This is a genomic window from Amycolatopsis sp. CA-211722 (assembly GCF_056828465.1).
Map to the genome: position 1 here is coordinate 5,640,237 of NZ_CP184752.1, position 19,183 is coordinate 5,659,419.

The 19,183-nt window shown below is 69.4% G+C and carries 22 protein-coding genes and 1 pseudogene; 10 read left to right on the forward strand and 13 right to left on the reverse strand.

The window, feature by feature from the left end; translation table 11 throughout:
- Positions 1–36 precede the first annotated feature (36 nt).
- Entirely contained in the window at positions 37–606 is a 570-nt protein-coding gene (locus tag ACOCEP_RS26850; protein ID WP_482331782.1) for a PadR family transcriptional regulator, read from the forward strand.
- Positions 584–1,021 carry a VOC family protein gene (locus tag ACOCEP_RS26855; RefSeq protein WP_482331784.1) on the forward strand — a complete coding sequence of 146 codons (438 nt, stop codon included), beginning with the start codon at positions 584–586 and terminating at the stop codon, positions 1,019–1,021. Before ACOCEP_RS26850 ends, ACOCEP_RS26855 begins: the two co-directional genes overlap by 23 nt.
- Before the next feature lie 7 nt (positions 1,022–1,028).
- On the opposite strand, the gene ACOCEP_RS26860 is transcribed toward ACOCEP_RS26855, so the two are convergent.
- A complete protein-coding gene (locus tag ACOCEP_RS26860) occupies positions 1,029–2,837 on the reverse strand; it encodes a glycoside hydrolase family 5 protein (RefSeq protein ID WP_482339832.1) in 1,809 nt (602 codons plus the stop codon).
- 94 nt (positions 2,838–2,931) lie between these two features.
- On the opposite strand from ACOCEP_RS26860, the gene ACOCEP_RS26865 reads away from it, so the two are divergent.
- From ACOCEP_RS26865 to ACOCEP_RS26875, 3 genes are all read left to right on the forward strand, one after another.
- Positions 2,932–3,480, forward strand: coding sequence for a cysteine hydrolase family protein (locus ACOCEP_RS26865; RefSeq protein WP_482331785.1), 549 nt, complete (start codon positions 2,932–2,934; stop codon positions 3,478–3,480).
- 63 nt (positions 3,481–3,543) lie between these two features.
- Positions 3,544–4,530, forward strand: a complete 987-nt coding sequence (locus ACOCEP_RS26870) for an aldo/keto reductase (RefSeq protein WP_482331786.1) — start codon at positions 3,544–3,546, stop codon at positions 4,528–4,530.
- Positions 4,530–4,964 (forward strand): VOC family protein, encoded by a 435-nt coding sequence (locus ACOCEP_RS26875; protein ID WP_482331787.1) that lies wholly within the window; start codon positions 4,530–4,532, stop codon positions 4,962–4,964. The genes ACOCEP_RS26870 and ACOCEP_RS26875 overlap by 1 nt, the downstream gene beginning before the upstream one ends.
- Before the next feature lie 2 nt (positions 4,965–4,966).
- Here ACOCEP_RS26875 and ACOCEP_RS26880 read toward each other — a convergent pair whose 3' ends face one another.
- From ACOCEP_RS26880 to ACOCEP_RS26895, 4 genes are all read right to left on the reverse strand, one after another.
- Positions 4,967–5,545, reverse strand: coding sequence for a hypothetical protein (locus tag ACOCEP_RS26880; RefSeq protein WP_482331788.1), 579 nt, complete (start codon positions 5,543–5,545; stop codon positions 4,967–4,969).
- A gap of 328 nt (positions 5,546–5,873) precedes the next feature.
- Positions 5,874–8,183: a PQQ-dependent sugar dehydrogenase gene (locus ACOCEP_RS26885; protein ID WP_482331789.1), complete on the reverse strand. Its 2,310-nt coding sequence runs from the start codon at positions 8,181–8,183 to the stop codon at positions 5,874–5,876.
- Positions 8,184–8,462: 279 nt separating this feature from the next.
- Complete coding sequence (locus ACOCEP_RS26890) at positions 8,463–8,885, reverse strand: YkvA family protein (RefSeq protein ID WP_482331790.1); 423 nt, start codon at positions 8,883–8,885, stop codon at positions 8,463–8,465.
- The gene (locus tag ACOCEP_RS26895; protein ID WP_482331791.1) at positions 8,882–9,439 is read right to left on the reverse strand and encodes a Chromate resistance protein ChrB; all 558 of its coding nucleotides are present in this window, start codon (positions 9,437–9,439) and stop codon (positions 8,882–8,884) included. Before ACOCEP_RS26895 ends, ACOCEP_RS26890 begins: the two co-directional genes overlap by 4 nt.
- 71 nt (positions 9,440–9,510) lie before the next feature.
- On the opposite strand from ACOCEP_RS26895, the gene ACOCEP_RS26900 reads away from it, so the two are divergent.
- Together ACOCEP_RS26900 and ACOCEP_RS26905 are read left to right on the forward strand one after the other, a co-directional pair.
- A complete protein-coding gene (locus ACOCEP_RS26900) occupies positions 9,511–10,632 on the forward strand; it encodes a sensor histidine kinase (RefSeq protein ID WP_482331792.1) in 1,122 nt (373 codons plus the stop codon).
- The gene (locus tag ACOCEP_RS26905) at positions 10,629–11,291 is read left to right on the forward strand and encodes a response regulator (protein ID WP_482331793.1); all 663 of its coding nucleotides are present in this window, start codon (positions 10,629–10,631) and stop codon (positions 11,289–11,291) included. The genes ACOCEP_RS26900 and ACOCEP_RS26905 overlap by 4 nt, the downstream gene beginning before the upstream one ends.
- 6 nt (positions 11,292–11,297) lie before the next feature.
- Here the strand turns inward: ACOCEP_RS26905 and ACOCEP_RS26910 are convergent, their stop codons facing one another.
- The 3 genes from ACOCEP_RS26910 to ACOCEP_RS26920 all read right to left on the reverse strand — a co-directional run bounded on the left by ACOCEP_RS26910 (position 11,298) and on the right by ACOCEP_RS26920 (position 13,766).
- Positions 11,298–12,200 (reverse strand): alpha/beta fold hydrolase, encoded by a 903-nt coding sequence (locus ACOCEP_RS26910; protein ID WP_482331794.1) that lies wholly within the window; start codon positions 12,198–12,200, stop codon positions 11,298–11,300.
- Positions 12,201–12,420: 220 nt separating this feature from the next.
- On the reverse strand, positions 12,421–12,852 hold the full coding sequence (locus ACOCEP_RS26915; protein WP_482331795.1) for a hypothetical protein: 432 nt from the start codon (positions 12,850–12,852) through the stop codon (positions 12,421–12,423).
- 482 nt (positions 12,853–13,334) lie between these two features.
- Positions 13,335–13,766, reverse strand: a complete 432-nt coding sequence (locus tag ACOCEP_RS26920) for a PPOX class F420-dependent oxidoreductase (RefSeq protein ID WP_482331796.1) — start codon at positions 13,764–13,766, stop codon at positions 13,335–13,337.
- A gap of 157 nt (positions 13,767–13,923) precedes the next feature.
- Between ACOCEP_RS26920 and ACOCEP_RS26925 the strand changes: the two genes are divergently transcribed.
- Complete coding sequence (locus ACOCEP_RS26925) at positions 13,924–14,700, forward strand: endonuclease I family protein (RefSeq protein WP_482331798.1); 777 nt, start codon at positions 13,924–13,926, stop codon at positions 14,698–14,700.
- Here ACOCEP_RS26925 and ACOCEP_RS26930 read toward each other — a convergent pair.
- A pseudogene (locus ACOCEP_RS26930) lies at positions 14,697–15,206 on the reverse strand (GNAT family N-acetyltransferase); the annotation flags it as partial. The gene ACOCEP_RS26925 and the pseudogene ACOCEP_RS26930 overlap by 4 nt on opposite strands.
- A 23-nt stretch (positions 15,207–15,229) precedes the next feature.
- Positions 15,230–16,042, reverse strand: a complete 813-nt coding sequence (locus tag ACOCEP_RS26935; protein ID WP_482331799.1) for a dienelactone hydrolase family protein — start codon at positions 16,040–16,042, stop codon at positions 15,230–15,232.
- Between the two features lie 72 nt (positions 16,043–16,114).
- On the opposite strand from ACOCEP_RS26935, the gene ACOCEP_RS26940 reads away from it, so the two are divergent.
- Positions 16,115–17,074, forward strand: coding sequence for a GlxA family transcriptional regulator (locus ACOCEP_RS26940; RefSeq protein WP_482331800.1), 960 nt, complete (start codon positions 16,115–16,117; stop codon positions 17,072–17,074).
- Between the two features lie 98 nt (positions 17,075–17,172).
- Here the strand turns inward: ACOCEP_RS26940 and ACOCEP_RS26945 are convergent, their stop codons facing one another.
- Positions 17,173–17,403, reverse strand: a complete 231-nt coding sequence (locus tag ACOCEP_RS26945; protein WP_482331801.1) for a hypothetical protein — start codon at positions 17,401–17,403, stop codon at positions 17,173–17,175.
- 38 nt (positions 17,404–17,441) lie between these two features.
- A complete protein-coding gene (locus ACOCEP_RS26950; protein WP_482331802.1) occupies positions 17,442–18,320 on the reverse strand; it encodes an alpha/beta fold hydrolase in 879 nt (292 codons plus the stop codon).
- A gap of 112 nt (positions 18,321–18,432) precedes the next feature.
- On the opposite strand from ACOCEP_RS26950, the gene ACOCEP_RS26955 reads away from it, so the two are divergent.
- Entirely contained in the window at positions 18,433–18,954 is a 522-nt protein-coding gene (locus ACOCEP_RS26955) for a CGNR zinc finger domain-containing protein (RefSeq protein ID WP_482331803.1), read from the forward strand.
- On the opposite strand, the gene ACOCEP_RS26960 is transcribed toward ACOCEP_RS26955, so the two are convergent.
- Complete coding sequence (locus ACOCEP_RS26960; protein ID WP_482331804.1) at positions 18,955–19,149, reverse strand: hypothetical protein; 195 nt, start codon at positions 19,147–19,149, stop codon at positions 18,955–18,957.
- Positions 19,150–19,183 lie beyond the last annotated feature (34 nt).

Genomic DNA, 19,183 nt, shown 5'->3' on the forward strand with positions numbered 1-19,183 from the left:
CTTTGCGACTAATCCGCGTGGCACTATCATCACGCCATGGCGCTGCGGAACGCGATCCTCGCGACGCTCTTGGACGGCGAGTCCTCGGGCTACGACCTGGCGAAGAGCTTCAACGCGTCGGTCGCCAACTTCTGGACCGCGACACCGCAGCAGCTCTACCGCGAACTGGACAAGATGGAGTCGCAGGGCCTGGTGGCGGCCCGGGTGGTCGAGCAGGAACGGCGCCCCAACAAACGGCTCTTCTCCCTGACCGACGCGGGTGCGGCCGAGCTCGCCGAGTTCACCACCCGGGCACCGAAGCCGACGGCGATCCGCGACGAGCTGCTGGTCCAGGTCCAAGCCCTGGAGGCAGGCGACGACAAGGAGGTCCGGCGCGCGGTCGCGGACAGGATGGCCATCGCCGAGACGAAGCTCAAACGGTTCGAGCGCCTTCGCGAGCGTCTGCTCGGAGAGTCCGCCGAGGCGGAGTTCCTCGCCGGCGCGCCCCGTGTCGGGCCGTATCTGACCCTCGCCCGTGGGATAGCGTTCGAACAGGAGAACATTCGTTGGTGCGAAACGGTTCTCGCGGTGCTCGATCGACGTGATGGGGGTGCTCGGCTTGGCTGAGCGGACAACGGGTCCGAAGTTCCGCCAGGTGGTCTTGGACGGCACGGACGTCCGTGGGCTGGCGGAGTTCTACCGGCGGCTGCTGGTGTGGGACTACCGCCCGGGGGACGAAGCGCCACCGCCCGGAACCGAGGACAAGGATTGGCTGGTCCTGCGCAATCCGGACGGCGGGGCGCAACTCGCGTTCCAGCAGGTCGACAGGCTGGCCGAAGCGAGCTGGCCCGACGCCGAACCGGTGCCCCAGCAGCTACACCTCGACCTCACCGTGGATTCGGTCGAGGAACTCGACGCGCAGCACGCCCGCGTCCTCGAACTCGGCGGTCGGCTCCGGTACGACCGCAGCGAAGACCCGGTGGAACCCTTGCGCGTCTACGCGGATCCGGCCGGGCATCCGTTCTGCGTCTTCGTCGTCTGAACCGCGCTCAGGCGCGGCACAACAACGCGTCAGGAGTGCGATTCGAACCGACCCGCCCGGTATACGCGACACCGGCGACGTGTTCACCCGGAGCGCATTGGCCCTTGTAGTGGCCCGAAGCGTAATCGCCACCGGGATTCCCGGACGGCCGGTCGTCGCCGCGGTCGAACCAGACGGTCCGGCCCGCCCTGCCGAGCGGAGTGGCGGATTTGCCGCACAGGAGCGCGGAGAACGCCGCGCCGGTGACGCTGTAGCCGACCGCGGCGTGCTCGGGCGGGCATTGCACCTTGGTGTAGCCGGACGCCCAGTCGGTGTCCACGTAGGTCTCCCCGCGAACCACGGCGTAGCCCGCCGGGACGACGAGCCTGCCGGTGCACAAACCCCGGTTCCCGGTATGGGAAAGTCCGGCGAGCCGCTGGCCGTCGGGGCAGGCTCCCTTGCGCGCTCCCGGATTCCAGTCCGCCATCGCGCGAACCTTGCGCGAGGCCTGGAAATCCGCGTAGTCGAGGTTCAGCATCGACCAGCGGTCCGGCTCGGGGATCCGCCCGGATCGGGACGGAGCGCTCACCAGCCGACGCCACGCGGGTCCGCGCCAGTCCGTGCCGTCGAGCACGTCCGCGCGCCGGCCCGCGGTGTCCCACGACAGCAAGGACCAGCCGTTGCCCGTGTCGCCCTCGTGGAACCCGACAGCGGGCCAGTAGGCGAAGTCCGTGTCCGTCTCCGCCAGATAGCCGACGAAGTTTTCGAACCACGCTCGGCTCGCCGCGTCGGTGGTGTGCCGCCCTTCGCCGAACTCACTGATCCAGAGCGGCGCGGTGTAGTGCTTTCCCGTCTCCGCCGAGACGAAGAACGCCTGCCGGTAAAGCACGTCACGCAGTTCTTGCGGCGAAAGGTCGCGGTAGCGCGGATCGTGGGTCTCGCCGGTCCCGGTCGCCCCGGAATGGTTCGGCCCGGTGTACCCGTAGAAATGCGCGGCGTACACCAGTTTCCCGGAGTCCACGAGCGTATGCGACAACGTACGGGCGGGCTCCAGTGTGGGCCTGCCGTGGGGAAGACCGTCCACGGGCAGGCCGGTCCAGTTGATGCCCTCGACGATGAGCAGCAGGTCGGGATTGGCCTCGGTCAGGATCCGGTCGGCCACCCGCTGGCTCGCGCGCTGCCAGTCCGTGCCGTTTCCCCAGCCCCAGTTGGGATCGTCGAAGACGTCGCGGCGGACCTCGTTGTACAGATCCGCGCCCACGACCCGTTTGTTCGCGGCGTAGCGGCGGGCCATGAACAGCCAGTCTTCCTGCCACCGCTGCTCGGTCTGCGCGGTGTTCCAGCGTTCGTTGCCGTCGAGCCCACAGCACCAGCGGGAGGTCGTGGTGTGGTTGTTGAGGATGACCGCGAACCCGCGTGCGGTCAGCCGCGCGACGACGCGATCGTAGACCTGCACCGGGGTGAGACCGCGCAGTTCCGGGTTCGCCGGAAGGTCGGGGACCGGCCTGCTGTCGTGGATCATCGCGTTGGAGAACGGAAGCCGGACGCTGTTCAGGCCCAGCTCGGCCAGTCCGTCGATGATCGTGTCGATCGAAGCCCGGTCCAGCCCGAGCGGGGTCTGGTAGGCGATCTCGCCGGCATGGTGCGCGGCCGGATCGTGCACGTCACCCGAGCCGGTCCACGTCCCGCTCGCGCCGTGCCAGTTGGCCGCCTTCAGCTTGAACCGGTCGCCGGCCGCGTCGACGATGTAGCGGCCGCGCGTGCTCAGCGGCGCCACCCAGCCCGACGGGTCCGCACTCGCGACGGCGGGCGAGGGGACCACGGTCCCGGCGATCATCAGGGCGGCGAGCAGCGCACTCTCGATCCTCACCCGCCGGAGGCTAGCCAGTCACGCGGCCGGTTGTATACGGACGATCGGGTAGCTTCCGCTCATGACCACCGCGCTGATCATCGGGGACCTCCAGCGAGGCATCACCGGCAACTACCCGTTCACCGGAACAGTCCTGCCGCCGATCAGGAGTCTGCTGCCGCGTGCGCGCGCGGCCGGTGCGCTCATCGTGTTCGTCCACTTCGCACTCCGCGGAAACGGAGCCGACCTGCCGCCCGGGAACGCGCTGTTCGCGTCGTTCCACGAGGCGGGGGACACCTTCCACGAAGGTTCGGCCGGGACGGAGATCGATCTGCCGGTCGCCGACGAGGACGTCGTCGTCCTGAAACGCCGGGCCGGCGCGTTCGCCGGCACGGACCTCGATCTGGTGCTCCGCGCAAGGGGGGTCGGCACGGTCGCGATCGCCGGGGTCGCGACCAGCGCCATGGTGGCCGCGACGGCCTACGACGCGGCGGATCGCGGCTACCACGTGACCGTGCTGCGCGACGGCTGCGCCGACGGCGATCCGGAGACGCACGACTTCTTCGTCGGCAAGGTGTTCCCGAGCCGGGGCTTCGAGGTCGTCTCCTGCGAGGACTGGCCCGGCGAATAAATCGCGCGAGCGAAGCGCCCGGATGTGGCACGGTGATCGGCGAGCTGACCAAGGGGGCCACGGATGGAGACAAGACGACTCGGGCGCACCGACGTCGAGGTGACGCGGCTGGGTTTCGGCGGCGGGCCGCTCGGCGGGTTGTTCGCGCCGCTGGACGACGAGACCGCGGCGGGCGCGCTGGCCGCGGCGTGGGACGGCGGGATCCGGTACTACGACACGTCACCGCATTACGGGATCGGGCATTCCGAACGCCGCGTCGGCGAGTTCCTCCGCACGATGCCGCGTGATTCCTTCGTCCTGTCGACGAAGGTCGGCCGTCTGCTGGTACCCCAGGATCCGGCCGGGAAGATGGATCCGGCGGGCTTCCACGTCCCCGCGGCGCACCGCCGGGTGCGGGACTTCACTCGCGACGGGATCCGGCGCAGCGTCGAGGATTCCCTGGAGCGGATGGGCCTCGACCGGATCGACGTGTTGTACCTGCACGACGCCGAGGAGTACTTCGACGACGCGCTGCGCGACGGCTACCCGGCCCTCGCCCAGCTGCGGTCGGAAGGGATCGTCGGTGCGATCGGCGCCGGCATGTACGACACGGCGATGCTGACCACTTTGGTCCAGGAGACCGATGTCGACGTGATCATGCAGTCCGGCCGCCATACGTTGCTCGACCACAGCGCGCTCGACACCTTCCTGCCCGCTTGCGAGGAACGCGGTGTGTCGGTGATCGCGGCGTCGGTGTTCAACTCCGGGCTGCTCGCCGTTCCTCGGCCGGTCGAGGGAGCGCACTTCGACTACGCGACCGCCACCCCGGAAGTCGTGGAGCGGGCGAACCGGATCGCCGACGTGTGCGAGGCGCACGGTGTCACGCTTCCCCAAGCGGCCATGGCCTTTCCGCTCCAGCATCCGGCCGTCGCCGGCGTCGCGGTCGGGATGCGGTCCGCCGAAGAGGCGCGGCGGAACGTGGAATCCTTCGCCGTGGAGGTTCCCGCACAGGTCTGGGCCGATCTGCGGGCCGCGGGCTTGATCCGTTCGACAGCGATTAGGGTGGTCTGATGGCGTCGGTGAAACAGGTCCAGGTCACGTTCGACTGCGCGAAACCCGAGCGGCTCGCCCGATTCTGGTGCGAGGTTCTGGGCTACGTCGTGCCCGCGCCGCCGGAGGGGTTCGCCACCTGGGACGACTACAGCAGCACGCTCCCGGCCGAGAAGCAGGACGCCAGCTTCGTCTGCGGTGACCCCACCGGCGTGGGCCCGCGGCTGTACTTCCAGCGCGTTCCCGAAGGCAAGGTCGTCAAGAACCGCGTGCATCTCTGCGTGCGCGCGGGCAGCGGGCTCGTGGGTGAAGAGCGTCTCGCCGCCCTCCAGGCCGAGCGCACCCGCCTGGAGGCGCTCGGCGCGGTCTGCGAGCGGGTCATGCTCGCCGACGAGGAGAACGAGTCCTGCATCGTCATGCAGGACATCGAGGGCAACGAGTTCTGTCTCGACTGACGTCAGGCGGTGCGAATGCTGAACGTCGTCACGCAGAAGTTCCCGTCCGCCGTGCGATCCGAGATCACGGTGCCCCTGGCGGACCGTCCTTTGGCGACTCCGGCGACGTCGGCCAGGACGAACGCGGCCGTTCCGCTGGTGGTCGTCACGTGCACTTGTGAACCCAGCGGGATCAGGGAATCGATCTTGTCGTCCATGAACCTCTTCTGTGCCTCGCAAGCGAGCGCGATCGCCGACGGTTTGTCCCCGGCGGCGATCTTGGCGAGGAAGTCCGCGATCACCTGAACGCCCTTTTCGGGCGGCCGGGCCGGACGCCTGGTGATGGTGATCCTCGGACGGCTGACCCTGGTGCTGCTCGGGCTTTCCGTGGTGGTCGTGGGTGACGAGGTGGTCGTCGTGCTGGTGGGCGGGACGGGCAGCGAGATCCCTGGTCCCTTGCGGAGCAGGAACCCTGGTGCGGCGAACGCGGTGACGCAGAAGGCGACCAGCGCGATCACCGCGACCAGGATCCCGATGGCGACACCGGGTTTGATGGTCGCGGGGCGTGGGTTCTGCTGGTCGGGCAGGCCTGGGTAGGTCATCGGAGGCACCTTCCGTGCGGGATCTGGATGGGCGATCCGACGGGGGTTCTCCGGTGGGGGTTCCGATCCTTTCGGGGTTCTTACGGCTTCACGAAAAGCGTGCTGGAGTACTCCATCATGGACGTTTTCGGCGACGCGCCGGGTTCGGCCGGTGGTGGGGCTGAAGGCTCCCTTCGCCGAGTCCTGTGCGACAAAAGGAGCCTTCGGCCCTGCCGCGGCTGATCGGGGTCAGGTCCGTGAAGGCCTCCTTGAGGGACCCAGAGTCCCTCAAGGAGGCCTTCACGGACTGGAAACGGCGGCGCCACTCACGACCTGCTTTCGCGACGGCTCAGCAGGGGTTCAACAGCCAGCAGAGCCGGTACTTCGCCTGATAGGTCGTGGAGGTACCCGGCGCGATGATGTTCTGCGTCCGCGCCCCGCCGTGCGCCCAGCCGGTGTAGGCGTACTTCAGGTTGAGCGGCGGCAGATTCTGCGGGCTGTCCGCGCTGATCGAGTTGGTGGATCCGGCGATCACCGTCCGGGAGAACGGCGTGCGCTGTTGCGTGCCGCCGACGGTGAGCATCGCCTGACTGGGATTGGAAGTGAAGTTCAGCGCCACCGTCTTCGGCTGGAGGTCGACCGTCTTGCTGCCGGTCCGGCCGGTCGAGTCGGTCGCGGTCAGGGTCAGCTGCAGGTACGACGGGTAGTCGTGGTCCGGTGCGACGAACGATCCCGCCGCGACGCCGGGGAAGTCCTGGACGTTGTGCGTGTGGCAGGTGCCGTTGGTCGCGCAATGCCGGATCGCGAGCCGCCACGACAGGGCCGAAGCGGGGAGTTGCCCGTCCTGGGCGTCGACGGCGCGGCCGGAGAAGGGCACGCTCTGGCCGACGGACCACGTCAGCGTGCTCGCCGGGCTGTCGATGACCGGCACCGGGTCGAGGCCCTCCGGGTTGCCGACGGTCACCCGCACCGTCGTGGTCGCGCTCGCGCCGTGGGAGTCCGTCACCCGCAATCCGGCGTCGACGGCGGCGGCCGCGGTGTAGGTCCAGGTGGGGTCGGGGGCCGACGAGTCGTCGTAAGCGCCGTCCGCGTCGAGGTCCCAGGCGTAGGACAGGGTGTCCCCGGCGTCCGGGTCGGTGGAGGACGTGCCGTCGAACCGCACCGTCAGCGGCGCCGGTCCGCTCGTCGGAGTCGCCGTGGCCACCGCGGAAGGCGGCCGGTTGGTGCCGCCGGGATGGCTCACGCGACGGAGTTCGCCGCTGCCGAGCGCGACGTAGAACAGGTCGCCGCCCGGTCCGGTGAGCACTTGCACCGGGACGTTGGCGCCGGTCACGAAGGGGACGAGACGGCTCGGGCTCGGCTGACCGCCGACGGCCTGCATGGCCCAGATGCACCCACGGGACGAGTCGGAGAAGAACAACGCGCCGGAGTACTCGGCGGGGTAGTTGCTGCCGGATTCGAACGCGATCCCACTGATCGACGAGCCCCCGGTGGGGCAGGGGTCGTTCGCCACCACCTTGGCACGATGGTTGTAGGCGTAGTACGGGGCGGAATGCCCGCCGGAGGAGTACAGGGATTCGCAGCGGTCGAGGTTCGCGCCGTCGTAACCGGCCTGTCTGGCGCTGCCTTCGAAGCAGGGCCAGCCGAAGTTCTCCGCCACGCCGTCGCCGACGTCGGCGACGCGGTTGATCTCCTCCCAGGTGTCCCAGCCGACGTCACCCGCCCAGAGCTCGGCGGTACCCGGCCGGAAACCGAACCGGAACTGGTTCCGTGCGCCGTAGGCGATCACGCGCCTGGCGTTGGCGTCGGTGCTGTTCGCGAACGGGTTGCCGGGGACGCCCTCGCCGGTGTCCGGGTCGATGCGCAGCACCGTGCCGTTGAGCAGGACCGGCTGCCCGGCCGGGCGCCGCGGCGACTGCGAACGCAGCGCGCCGCCCTCCGCCGTCGGCGGCGCGAGGTTCGTCCCGGCAGGCGAGGGCGGATCGGCGCACGGGTTCCCGGCCTGGCCGTAGTCGGCGAAGGTGAAGCTCGCGCCGTCGCCGCCGCCCGCGTACAGGGCACCGTCCGGACCGAAGGCGAGCGCGCCGACCGAGTGGCTGGGGAACTGCTGGCACCATCCCGTGACCAGCGGTTTTTCGCTGACGGCCGTGCCGGCCGAACCCATCGTCAGCTGGGAGACCCGGCCGGTCACGACGCAACCCTTGTCCGTCGCGCCCGGTGGGGTCGGGCAGGTGTCACCCCAGCGCGGCGCGGTCCCGCCGGGTTCCGCGTCGAAGGTGTACGAGACGTAGACGTACGGCCTGGCGGGAAAAGCGGGGTCGACGGCGAGGCCGAGCAGGCCGCGATCCCAGAAGTCCTGCGTCTGCGGGCGGAGGTCGGCGAACACCGTCGCCGTCGCATCGGCGAGCGAGTCGAAGACCTTGACCAGGCCGCTCTTCTCGGCGATGAACACCCGGCCGTCCGGCGCGAACGCGGTGGCGGTCGGCGAGCTGAGCCCGCCGATCGCCACCGTGTCGGTGAATCCGGCCGGCACCGCGGCTTCGGCGGGTGCGACGGTGACGAGACCGACCACGAGCGCGCCGGCCAGCGGGCCGACCACGCCCACCGCCAGTGCGCGCCGTGATCTTCGGGGGAACGGGAAACGACGGGAAGTCAGCACACGAACTCCTCCTGCGCGGGGACCGGCCGGAACAAAGACGGCTCTCCGGTATGCCGCGAGAAGGCCGGAAGTTGTTACGCGGCTGCCAGAAAACGCGCACACGACGCTGAGGGGAGCAAGGGACCTTTGCTACCACTTGTCTCAACATCGAGAGAAACGAGAGCAAAGGTCCCTTGCTCCGCCGCGCCGCGTGGCCGCTGTGGCGACCGTGTGGATTTCGGGTCATCCAACGCACCAAAATCCACACCGCCCGTGCCTTCCGGACGGGTCGTGCCCACCTCAGCCCGTGGCGGCGGGGAACCCGGTCAGGCGGGCGAGCGCGCCGAATCCGTCGTCCGTGCCGGGCCAGTGCGCGCGGACGGCGTCGAGCCCGGCGCGGCGGACGACGCCACGCAGCACGAGGGTGACGATGATGGCGTCGTCGGCATAACCCAGAACGGGGATGAAGTCGGGGACGAGATCGAGGGGGAGGGCGAGGTAGACCAGCAGCAGCGTGAGCCTGATCCGCACGCCGCGCGGCAGGGTCTCGTCCGCGGCCAGACGGCGGATCAGCCGCAGTACGTCGGGCAGCAGCCGCAGCGCCTCACGGAGCAGTCCGCCGCGCGGCCGGGCGATGGCGAGTGCCACGACGAGCGCGAGCCAGGCGACGAGCAGCGCGCCGGCGAGGCCGAGCAGCAGATCCCACCAGAACGACCCGGTCATCGTGGCCCGGGGGCTTCGGCGCGCAGGGCGGCTGCCTCGAAGGCGGCGAGTTCGACCGCGGCCTGTTCGACGGCGTCGCGGGCCTCCTGACCGCCCGGAGCGGCGAAATAGTCGCGGGCGGTGATCTTGCCCAGCCAGCCGCGGAACCGGTTCAAGTCGGCCTCGGATTCTTCGACTTCCGCGTAGGTGGCGTTGCCGCGCGCCTGCTCGTCCGCGAGTTCCCGCCGCAGTTCGGGAAGCCGCTCGAGGACTTCGGCGTACTCGGCGTCGCGGGCCTCGTTCAGCTCGGCGATCACCGACTTTTCCTCGGACGGGTCGGTGAACGCCATCGGCAGCACGCGCGCCGACCCGCCTTGATGGCGTACCCGGTCGACGAGACGGCGTACCTCTCGCGTCACCTCCGGTCGCGCGGGGAGCAGGCACACCGATTGCTGCAGGTAGAGCGCGCCGAGGGAGCGGAGCTTGCGCCAGACCTGGACACGCAGCGAGTCCGGGCCGCCGGCGGTGGACACGCTGATCACCAGCCAGTCCTCTTCGCGCGGTTCATCTGTCACATCGACATGTTACATCCGTAACATCGAGCTCAGGCGGGGGCCATTCACCCGTTCGGAATAAGATCCGCTTCGTGGTCTCCCTACGGCGGGTCTCGGAGCAGTGGCGTCGGCTGTTCGGCCCGGTCTGGTATCTCCCAGTCGCCTTGACCCTCTTCGCCGGATCACTGCTCCCGGCGCTGCAGAGCCACGGCACGCAGTTCGGCGGGATGCCGAACCGCCCGTACGACCTCCTGGCCGTCGCCGGGATCGCACTTCAATGTGTCCCGCTCGTGGTGTGCGCCCGGTGGCCGGTGGCCTGTTTCGCGCTGGTCTCACTCGGTTTCGCCATCGACCAGTTCGGGGGTTACCACTCGGTGGCGGGCACGGCCCTGCCGATCGCCTTGCTGACCGTGGGGCTCCGGCTGGACCGGCACCGCCGCGTGGCGGCGATCGCGTTCTCGGCGGTTTTCCTCGCGACGGCGATCGCGTTCGCCTCGCTCGGCGGGACGGAGCCCGTCTCGGGGTACGTGACCTTCTACCTCGCGCTGGTGCTGGCGTGGGGGATCGGGACGTGGCTGCGGTCCAGCCGGGTCGCGGAGGAGGAACGACGGCTCCGCGTCGCCGAAGAGACGCGGACGGCCGAACGCGCCCGGATCGCCGCCGAACTCCACGACGTCGTGACCCATCACGTCACGGCGATGGTCGTCCAGGCCGAAGCGGCCCGGTACCTGACCGGCGCGCGGCTCGATCAGAGCCTGACCGCCGTCGCCGACACCGGGCGGCTGGCCATCTCCGACCTACGTCATCTGCTCGACGTGATCGACCCCGGCCATGGCGCCGAAGCGATCCCGACCCTGGTGGAGCGCACGCGCCGGGCGGGGCAGCCGGTCGAGTTCTCCGAGCAGGGCGTGCCCGCGGCGGGGGACGCCGGTCCCGTGGCCTACCGCGTCGTGCAGGAGGCGTTGACCAACGCGCTGAAGCACGCCCGCGGCAGCCGCACCTCGGTGCTGGTGCGCCACGGCGCCGGGGAGATCACCGTCGCCGTCGACACGGACGAGTCCGGTCGGACGCCGGATTCCCCGGAGGGTAGCGGCCGGGGCCTTGCCGGACTCCGCGAACGGATCGACGTCCTGAACGGCGAATTCAGCGCGGGCCGCCGAGGCGACGGCGGGTTCTCCGTCCGCGCCCGCATCCCCGCGGGGAACCCGTCGTGACCACCCCGACCCGGGTGCTGGTCTGCGACGACCAGATGCTCGTCCGCACCGGGCTGGTGACCATCATCGACGCCCAGCCCGATCTCGAGGTGGCGGGCGAATGCGGCGACGGGCGGACCGCGGTCGACCTCGCCGCCCGGTTGCGCCCGGACGTCGTGGTGATGGACGTGCGCATGCCGGTGCTCGACGGTATCGAGGCCACCCGCCTGCTGGCGGGCGCCGGCGTGGCCGAGCCCGGCAAGGTGCTGGTGGTGACGACGTTCAACCTCGACGAGTACGTCTACCGGGCCTTGCGTGCCGGCGCGAGCGGGTTCCTGCTCAAGGACAGCCCGCCCGAGCGGCTCCTGCACGGGATCCGCACCGTGGCCGACGGCGCGGCCCTGCTCGATCCCGAGGTGACCCGGCAGCTGGTGGGCAGGTACGCCGCCCGGATCCGGCCCCCGGAGGGCCAGGGCCCGGACGGCGGTCCGCTGACTCCCCGGGAACTGGAGGTGCTCCGTCTCCTCGCGGACGGCCTCTCCAACAGCGAGATCGCGGCGACCCTCATGATCAGCCAGGAGACGGTCAAGACGTTCGTGTCGCGCATGCTCGCGAAACTCGGCCTCCGCGACCGGGTGCAGGCGGTCATCTATGCCTTCCGGCACGGCCTCGCCACCTGAACCGTCCTATTTGGACTTCGCCGCCTCGTCGGCGACGCGCTGGATCGCCCGCGCGGCGAGATCCGGCTGGTCCACGTAGATGTAATGCTCGCTGTCGGTGGCCGTGCTCAGGTTGCTGCGGCCGGACAGCGCGAGCCACTTCCGCTGGCCCTCCGACCACGCGCGCTCAAGGCCCTCGCCGTACTCGGGGACGGCGGTGAGATACGGCTTTCCGTGCTGGACGATCTCGACCGGGATGTTCCCGGCGGAGCGGACCTCGCCGTCGGTGACCACCAGCTTCTCCGGGCCCTGACCCGCGAACACCGCCAAGGTCTGCTGCCGTAGTTCGGCGGCCATACCGGTGGCCGAATCCGGGATTTGCTCCCGCAGATCGGCCTCCTGGGTCGGTGAGGTGGCGTCCATCAGCACCAGGCCCTTGATCCGGTCCTGGTGGTCGGGGGAGTACCTGCCGGCGATCAGCCCGCCGAGTGAATGCCCGGCCAGCACGACCGGTTCGCCGGCGGCGACCTGGTCGAGCACTCCGGTGAGGATCTTCCCGGTGCTTTCGAAACTCTGCGGTCCGTCGGGCTGGTCGCTGGCGCCCGCGCCGAGCCGGTCGTAGGAACAGACCCGGCCCTGCGCGGCCAGCGTGTTCTGGAGCCCGGCCAGCTTCGTGACGTCGTCGCCCCCACCATGCAGCAGGACGACGAGCGGCCGTCCCACGACCGGCTCACCGGCGCACGACACGTTCACCGAACGCTCGCCGACCTTGATCTTCCGCGTTCCGGTGAACGCGGCTCGATCCTCTGTGGCGGCGGTGCTGTTCGCGGGCGCCTCCGGTTCCGCTTCCGTGGCTTCGTCGCAGGCCGACAATGCCACGCCTGCCACTGCGCAGCACAGCGCGATCAGAGCGGATGCCTTACGGGACATGATGAACTCCTGGTACCGGGGAACGATTCACCTGGCACGCTACGGATCCGGCAGCCGCGAATCGTCACCATGCGGAGGACACCTGTGTGTAGCTCGCCCGGGGGACAGGACGTCAGCCGTAGGCGCGCAGGAACACGTCCACGCCGTCGGCGAGGATCCCCGCCTTGCCCGCACGGCCCGCGCTCGTCCTGCCTGATGCGAGTGTGGAACCGCGGCGGGGCTAGCGCGGCATCGTCGACAGCCTCGGTGTGGCCGGGATCGAGTCGCGTTCAACGGAAAAAACGGTGAGAAAGTAGTTCGCTGTAGCGCAGTTGACGTTCTCCCCGCCGGTGAGTTCCGCGGTCAGCGTGTCGCCTTCGACGGTCAGTTCGGCGCCGTCCTCGGCGCAACCGGGCACGACGAAGGCGAAACCGCGCCGGTCGGACGGCGGTGCGTACGCCAGCGCGGCACGGGCTTCGTCCGGATGCGGGATCTTGGCCTGCTCCAGGGTTCGCAGGAACCCTGGAGCGCCGGCCGTTCCCAGCTCCACGGGCTCCAAGCCCGCCAGGCCGGCGGCCGAGCCGAGCTTCGTGAAGGCCTCCAGTTCCGCCTGCGCCGGGCCGGTGCCACAGCTCGCCACGAGCAGCAGGAGGCATACCGCGATCCATCTCATGCGACGTGGACGTAGCGGACCAGGCTCGCGGTTGCGTCGTTCGGGTCTCGAAGCGATATCAGTTCGCGGCGCGGAGTGTCCACACAGGACATTTCGCGCGGGGTCGTGAGTGGTGAAGACGGTTATCGACCCGTAAGGCGGATATGGCGTGTTCGGTGCTCGCTGGATGCGGGCTTCGGTGTCGCGAAAGCCACTTTCGGGACACGTGACGTCCCGAAAGTGGCTTTCGCGACGTGTCCGAGCCTTCCGTCGCTCAAAGGACCGCACCAGCTGTGTGAAGGGGACTTTCCTCGCGTGCGATGAGGGGAAAGCTCCCTTCACCTCGCCGAGCACCCCGAGCGCCGGTCCGTGAAGGGCTCCTTCGCCCTACGGCTCACTAGAACGAGCATTGCCACTCACGACCCTCGGCACGAAGCGCTCGAATCGGGCCTCGGGCGAGCCCTGGTGTCCCTTGTGGACAAGGGGTGCGCGCTCGCCGTCGGCTACGGCCGATGTCCCTGCCGGAAGGGTTCGACCCCGACAACCTGACGGGAGCGGATCGGCTCCACGAGGACCTTGGCCCGCCGTTCGCCCGGTCTCCGCCATTCGGACCGGTCTGTGCCGACGTACTTCCTCGCCAGCAGGTCCAGGCATCGACCCGCCTCCTCGCCTTCGACGAACTCGACGACCCGGCCGTGGATGACGACCCGGTCATACGGATTCTCCGTGTCCAGGCAGGACAACGACACCCGAGGCTCGCGGCGCAGATTCTCTTCCTTCACCCGGCCGACGGCGGTGTTGAACACGATGTGGTCGCCTTCGACGTCGATCCACAGGGGGGACACCTGGGGGGAGCCGTCCTGGTTCACCGTGGCCAGGTGCCACAACCTCGGTGCCGCGACCCACTCGCGGATCTGTTCGCTCAACTCGGCCACGTGGTCCTCCGGCGGGTCGGGACGACGATTGTCGCACCTGGGGCTGCCCCTTGACAGACATGAAAGTATTTTTCCAACCATACGACTTGTGCGTTGCCGGGGTCGTGGCAGACGAGACGACGATCCGGGCCGGCGCCTCTGGGGAGAGGAACAGTCCATGCGGCCAGCCCGCCGGATCTCTGTCGTACTCGCGCTCGGTGTCACGGCGGGGATCGCTTTCGCGTCGCCGACCCTCGCGGGTCCGTCCGGTGACGACTACTACCAGGACGCGCTCGGCAAGACCGGGCCCGAGCTCAAGGCGGCGTTGCACAAGATCATCAGTACCGGCACCAAACTGACCTACGACCAGGTCTGGGACGGGATCAGGGCCACCGACGAGGATCCGGCCAACAAGGCGAACGTCGTGCTGCTCTACAGCGGCCGCTCCCAGGCGAAGACGGCCAACGGCGGGGGAGTCGACGACTGGAACCGGGAACACGTCTGGGCCAAGTCGCACGGCGACTTCGGCACGGCTGTCGGCCCCGGTACCGACCTGCACCATCTGCGCGCGGAGGACGCGTCGGTCAACAGCACGCGGGGGAACAAGGACTTCGACGCCGGCGGTTCCCCGGTCGAGGAAGCGCCCGGCAGCTTGACCGATGACGATTCGTTCGAACCGCGCGACGCGGTCAAGGGCGATGTCGCCCGCATGATCCTGTACATGGGCGTCCGCTACGACGGCACGGACGGCTTCCCCGATCTCGAACCCAACGACGCCGTCGGCAACGGGTCCAAGCCCAACATCGGCCGGATCTCGGTCCTGCTGAGCTGGCACACCCAGGACCCGCCCGACGCCACCGAGCAGCGGCGTAACCAGGTCATCCACGACCAGTTCCAGCACAACCGCAACCCGTTCATCGACCACCCGGAATGGGCCGCCTCCATCTACGGCTAGGCGAGCCTCCGGACGAAGCACACCCTGTCCTGGCCAGGGCCGTCGTAGTCGGTGTGCACGGGGAGACCGTCGATCCGCCGATCACCGGGTTCGAGGGTGAACCCCATGGCGCGGTGGAAGGCGATGGATCCGGCGTTCCCCGGCGAGGTGATCGCCCGGACTTCCGTGCGGCCCGCCTCCGCGGCGTGCTCGAAGAAGGTCGTGTACAGGCGGCGTGCCGTCCCCTGTCCGCGGAGTTCCGGGTCCACGCCCACGAAATGGATGTATGCCTGGACTTCGTCGTCGGGGGAGTGGAAGCCGACGAGGAACGCGCGGATTCCCGTCTCGTCCTCCAGGACCAGGCTCGTTCCGGAGAAGAACTGCAGGAACAGCTTGGGGAGCAGCAGGGAGAGTTCCCGGGCCTCGGCGGGGGTGCGCGAATCGCCCCACCACCGCTGAACCCGGTCGACGATCGCGTCGTGGTCGGAGACGTGGGCTCGGCGCGGCTCGGACATGGCGGTCCCCTTTCGATCTCGACGCCACCCCGTTTCTACCCTGCCGTCAGCCGGTCGGCGAGGAACGCGAGGATCTCGTCCCTCGCGCGCCGCGTGGGATGCCCCTCGGAGTCGACGAAATGGGCGGTGAAGACGCTGTGCGGCGTGCCGACCAGATCACGGAAGAACGGGGGAGGGCCGGTGTTCGCGGCGCTGTCCGGCAGTACCCGTCCGTCGAAGGCGTCGCCGAGGAGAGCCCGGTAGGCGGCGAACCGCTGTCCGGTGCACCAGCGGTCCCCTTCGAAGCGGTAGGCGAGCACCTTCAGGCCGTCGCGCGCGATCCGGTCCCGGACCTCGGTCGCGTCGTCGTCGGAGAGTTCGAGCGCGCCCTGATCGTCCAGCGGCAGTGAGGGGTGGTTGACCACCGGTGCGACGACGGCGGGTTCGAGCGCCATGGTGAGGGCGAAGTTGCCGGTGAAGCACAGGCCGATCGCACCGACCCCGGGGCCGCCGCGTTCGGCGTGGGCGATCCGCGCGAGCCCCCGCAGCCACCGTGTGACAGGGCTGGTCCCACCTCCGGCGAACGCCCGGAATTCCGCGCTGACACACGCGCGGCGCACCACTTCCTCGCCGGCCTCCGCGGTGGGATAGGCACCGTCGTGTCCGAAGAGCGAGGGGACGTAGACGGTGAAGCCGGCGTCCCGTATCCATCGCGCGAACCGGAGGACGTCGGGACTGATGCCGGGCATCTCCGGCATCAGCACCACGCCGGGCCCGGATCCCGCGACGTGCACCGTCTTCGTCACGCCGTCCACCTCCACGAGCCGGTGGGAGAAGTCGGTGAGGGCATCGTCAGGGTGTCCACGCATGGCGAAAGTCTCGACCGGCGCGGCCTTCGCGGGGATAGGCCGGATCGCCGCATGCCGGGGTAATCTCGCCATATGCTGCGAGTGGGGGTCCTGGCCTACCCGGGCTGTTTCGCGTCGGAGGTGTTCGGTGTTCCCGATCTCCTCACGATGGCCACGCACGTCGCGGGGCCGGGCCGGGCCGGGTACGAGGTCTCCGTCGTTTCCCCTCGTCGCCGGGTCGCGGCGTCGGGCGGTGTGGGGGTGGCCGTCGCGCCGCTGCGCGAAGTCGACGTCCTCGTCGTGCCGGGGTTCGAGCTCGTACCGGGGCAGGACATCGACGCGAAGATCGCGAACCTCTCACCGGAGATCGAAGCGATCCGGTCGCACGCCGCCGCGGGCCACGTCGTCGTCTCGCTCTGTGTCGGCGCGTTCCTGCTGGCCGCGGCCGGGCTGCTCGACCATCGCCGCGCGACCACGTCGTGGCTCTTCGCGGACGAACTGGCTCAGCGGTGTCCTGAAACCGAAGTCCGGCCAGAGCGGCTCGTCGTCACCGACAGGGGAGTCACGACGACGGCGGCCTTCAGTGCCATGTACGACTTCGCGCTCGAGCTGATCCGCGAGCACAGCGGAGCCGAAGTGGCGCGGACGACGGCGCGGGTGGCGCTGGTGGACGACGCGAGGACGTCGCAGACGCCCTACGTCGACACGCGGCTCCTGCCACAGCCGGGCAACGCGTTCTCCCGTCGCGTCATGCGCTGGCTGGACCAGAACCTGGCCGTCCGCTACGACCTCGCGGCCTTGGCCGGACGGTTCGACGTCAGCACCCGGACGCTGCTGCGGCGGTTCGCGGAGGAGGCAGGGCAGACGCCCCTCGAGTACCTGCGTTCCTCGCGCGTCCGGCGCGCCCGTCATCTCCTCGAAACGACGGATCGGACGGTCGCCGCGATCTGCGCCGCCGTCGGCTACCGGGATCCGGGGACGTTCGCGGCGCTTTTCGCGAAGCACACCGGACGGCGGCCCGGTGACTATCGGGCCGCCTTCCGACGCGTGTGACACTCCTCCAGTAGTCGGCTTCGGACTTCACCGGCAGGAATCTGATGCCGATTCTCGACGGCGCTCTCTGTCTGCTGCCGGCGCAAGATCTCCGCCGGTCAGTCGTCCGGGCCGCGCAGGGTGAGAACCACGCGGAGCACGTGTTCGACCGCGGCCGGAAAGGCGGCTCCGCGTAGTTCACCGCGGCTGGCGAGCGTGCGCCCGGCGAAGTCCAGCATCCGGTCCTCGCCGAGGCGACGGACGGTCAGCGTGGCCACTTCCTCGAGGTCGAGGCCGGGATGGTCCATGCGGGTCAGCGCGAACTCGATGAGCAGCTGTTCGTCCGTCACTTTCCCACCTCCGCCTCACCTCGAGGATACGGCCGTGGTCAGCGGGGGAGGCGGCCGAGGAAGTCCCTGATGAGGGCGGCGATCTCCGTGCCGTGTGTCTCCAGTGCGAAGTGGCCGGCGTCGAGAAGGTGCAGTTCGGCGTCGGGCAGGTCGCGAAGGAACGCGCGGGCGCCGTCGGCACCGAAGATCTCGTCGTGCTCGCCCCAGGTGATGAGCGTCGGCGGACGGTGCTCGCGGAAGTACCGCTGGAAGTCGGGGTAGACGTCGAGATTGAACTGGTAGTCCCAGAACAGCTGCAGCTGCACCTCCTGGTTGCCGGGGCGGTCGAGCAGGGTCTGGTCGAGGGTCCAGGTGTCCGGGGTGAGCCGGTCCAGCCGCTCGGCGGGGACGCCGTGGGTGTACTGCCAGCGGGTCGCCTCGGGCTTCAGGAGCTCGCGCACGGCGCCTTCGTGGGTTTCGCGGTCCTTGGCGTGCGCGAACAGGACGTCCCAGAACGGTGTGAAGCCGTCGACGTAGGCGTTGCCGGACTGGACCAGCAGAGCGCTGACCCGGTCCGGGTGACGGCTCGCGATGCGGAGCCCGATGGGGGCGCCGTAGTCCTGGATGTAGAGGGCGAAGCGGTCCAGGCCGAGTGTGTCGATCAGGCCCAGGGTGATCGCGGTCAGCTTCTCGAACGAATAGTCGAACCGGTCGACGGGCGGGGCGTCCGAGTACCCGAAGCCGATGTGGTCGGGGGCGATGACGTGGTAGCGGTCGGCCAGTGCGGGGATCAGCGTGCGGAACATATGCGACGACGTGGGGAAACCGTGGAGAAGTACCACGGTCGGCGCGGTCGGGTCCCCGGCTTCCCGGTAGAACACGCTGCGGCCGTCGATGGTCGCCGTGCGGTGCTGAACGGACTGGAGGGCTTCGGACATGGGTGGGTGCTCCTCGCGACTGAATCTAACTGTCTAACTACTTGAGAACGGTTAGAGATAAGCAGGAGGAGACCTAACCTGTCAAGCGGTTGACGGAGGGTAGGATGACGCTGTGCCGCAACGCCCCCTGGTCGGTGAGCCGATCGCTCTGGACTTGCTGAACACCACGTGGCCCGACCGTGGTGAGCAGCGGGACGTCTTCGACGAGCCCGGCGGGGTCGCTGCCTGGCTGGCCGAACACGGACTTCCGGAGACACCGGGAGCGGAGGAACCGTTGCGGCATACGCGTTCCGTGCTGCGCGCGGCGCTCGAAAGCCCCGGCGTTTCAGCCGAACGAGCCTTGAACGAGGTGCTGGCGCGCGGGCGGTTGCGGCCGGAGCTGCGGCAAGGCGATCCCGAGGAAGTGATCGAGGTCGGGGAAGCTGCGTGGCGACCCGCGTGGCTCGCGGCGTACGGCTACTTGAGCCTGCTTCGCGGACGCCCGGAACGGATCAAGCGGTGCTCGGCGTATCCGGTGTGCACGCTGTACTTCGACGACACGACCCGGAACGGCACCAGACGATGGTGCTCCATGGAGACCTGCGGCAACCGGGCGAAAGCCGCTCGTCACTATCGCCGCGAACGCACGGCCTAGCTACCGCTTGAACCAGCCGCGCTGCTTCACCGCGGTTTCCTGCGGTCCCAGGCTCCCGGTCAGGAAGAAGGTCCCGGTCACGATGTCGCCGGGCGCGGGCGAACGCTCCAGGCCGGTGTCCGCGACGTCGAGCTCGATCGCGGCGATGGTGCGGACCCTGATCCGATGGAATGCCTTGCCGGTGACGGTGTTCACGGGAGTCGTCGGCCTCGACGACTTCGCCTGCGAA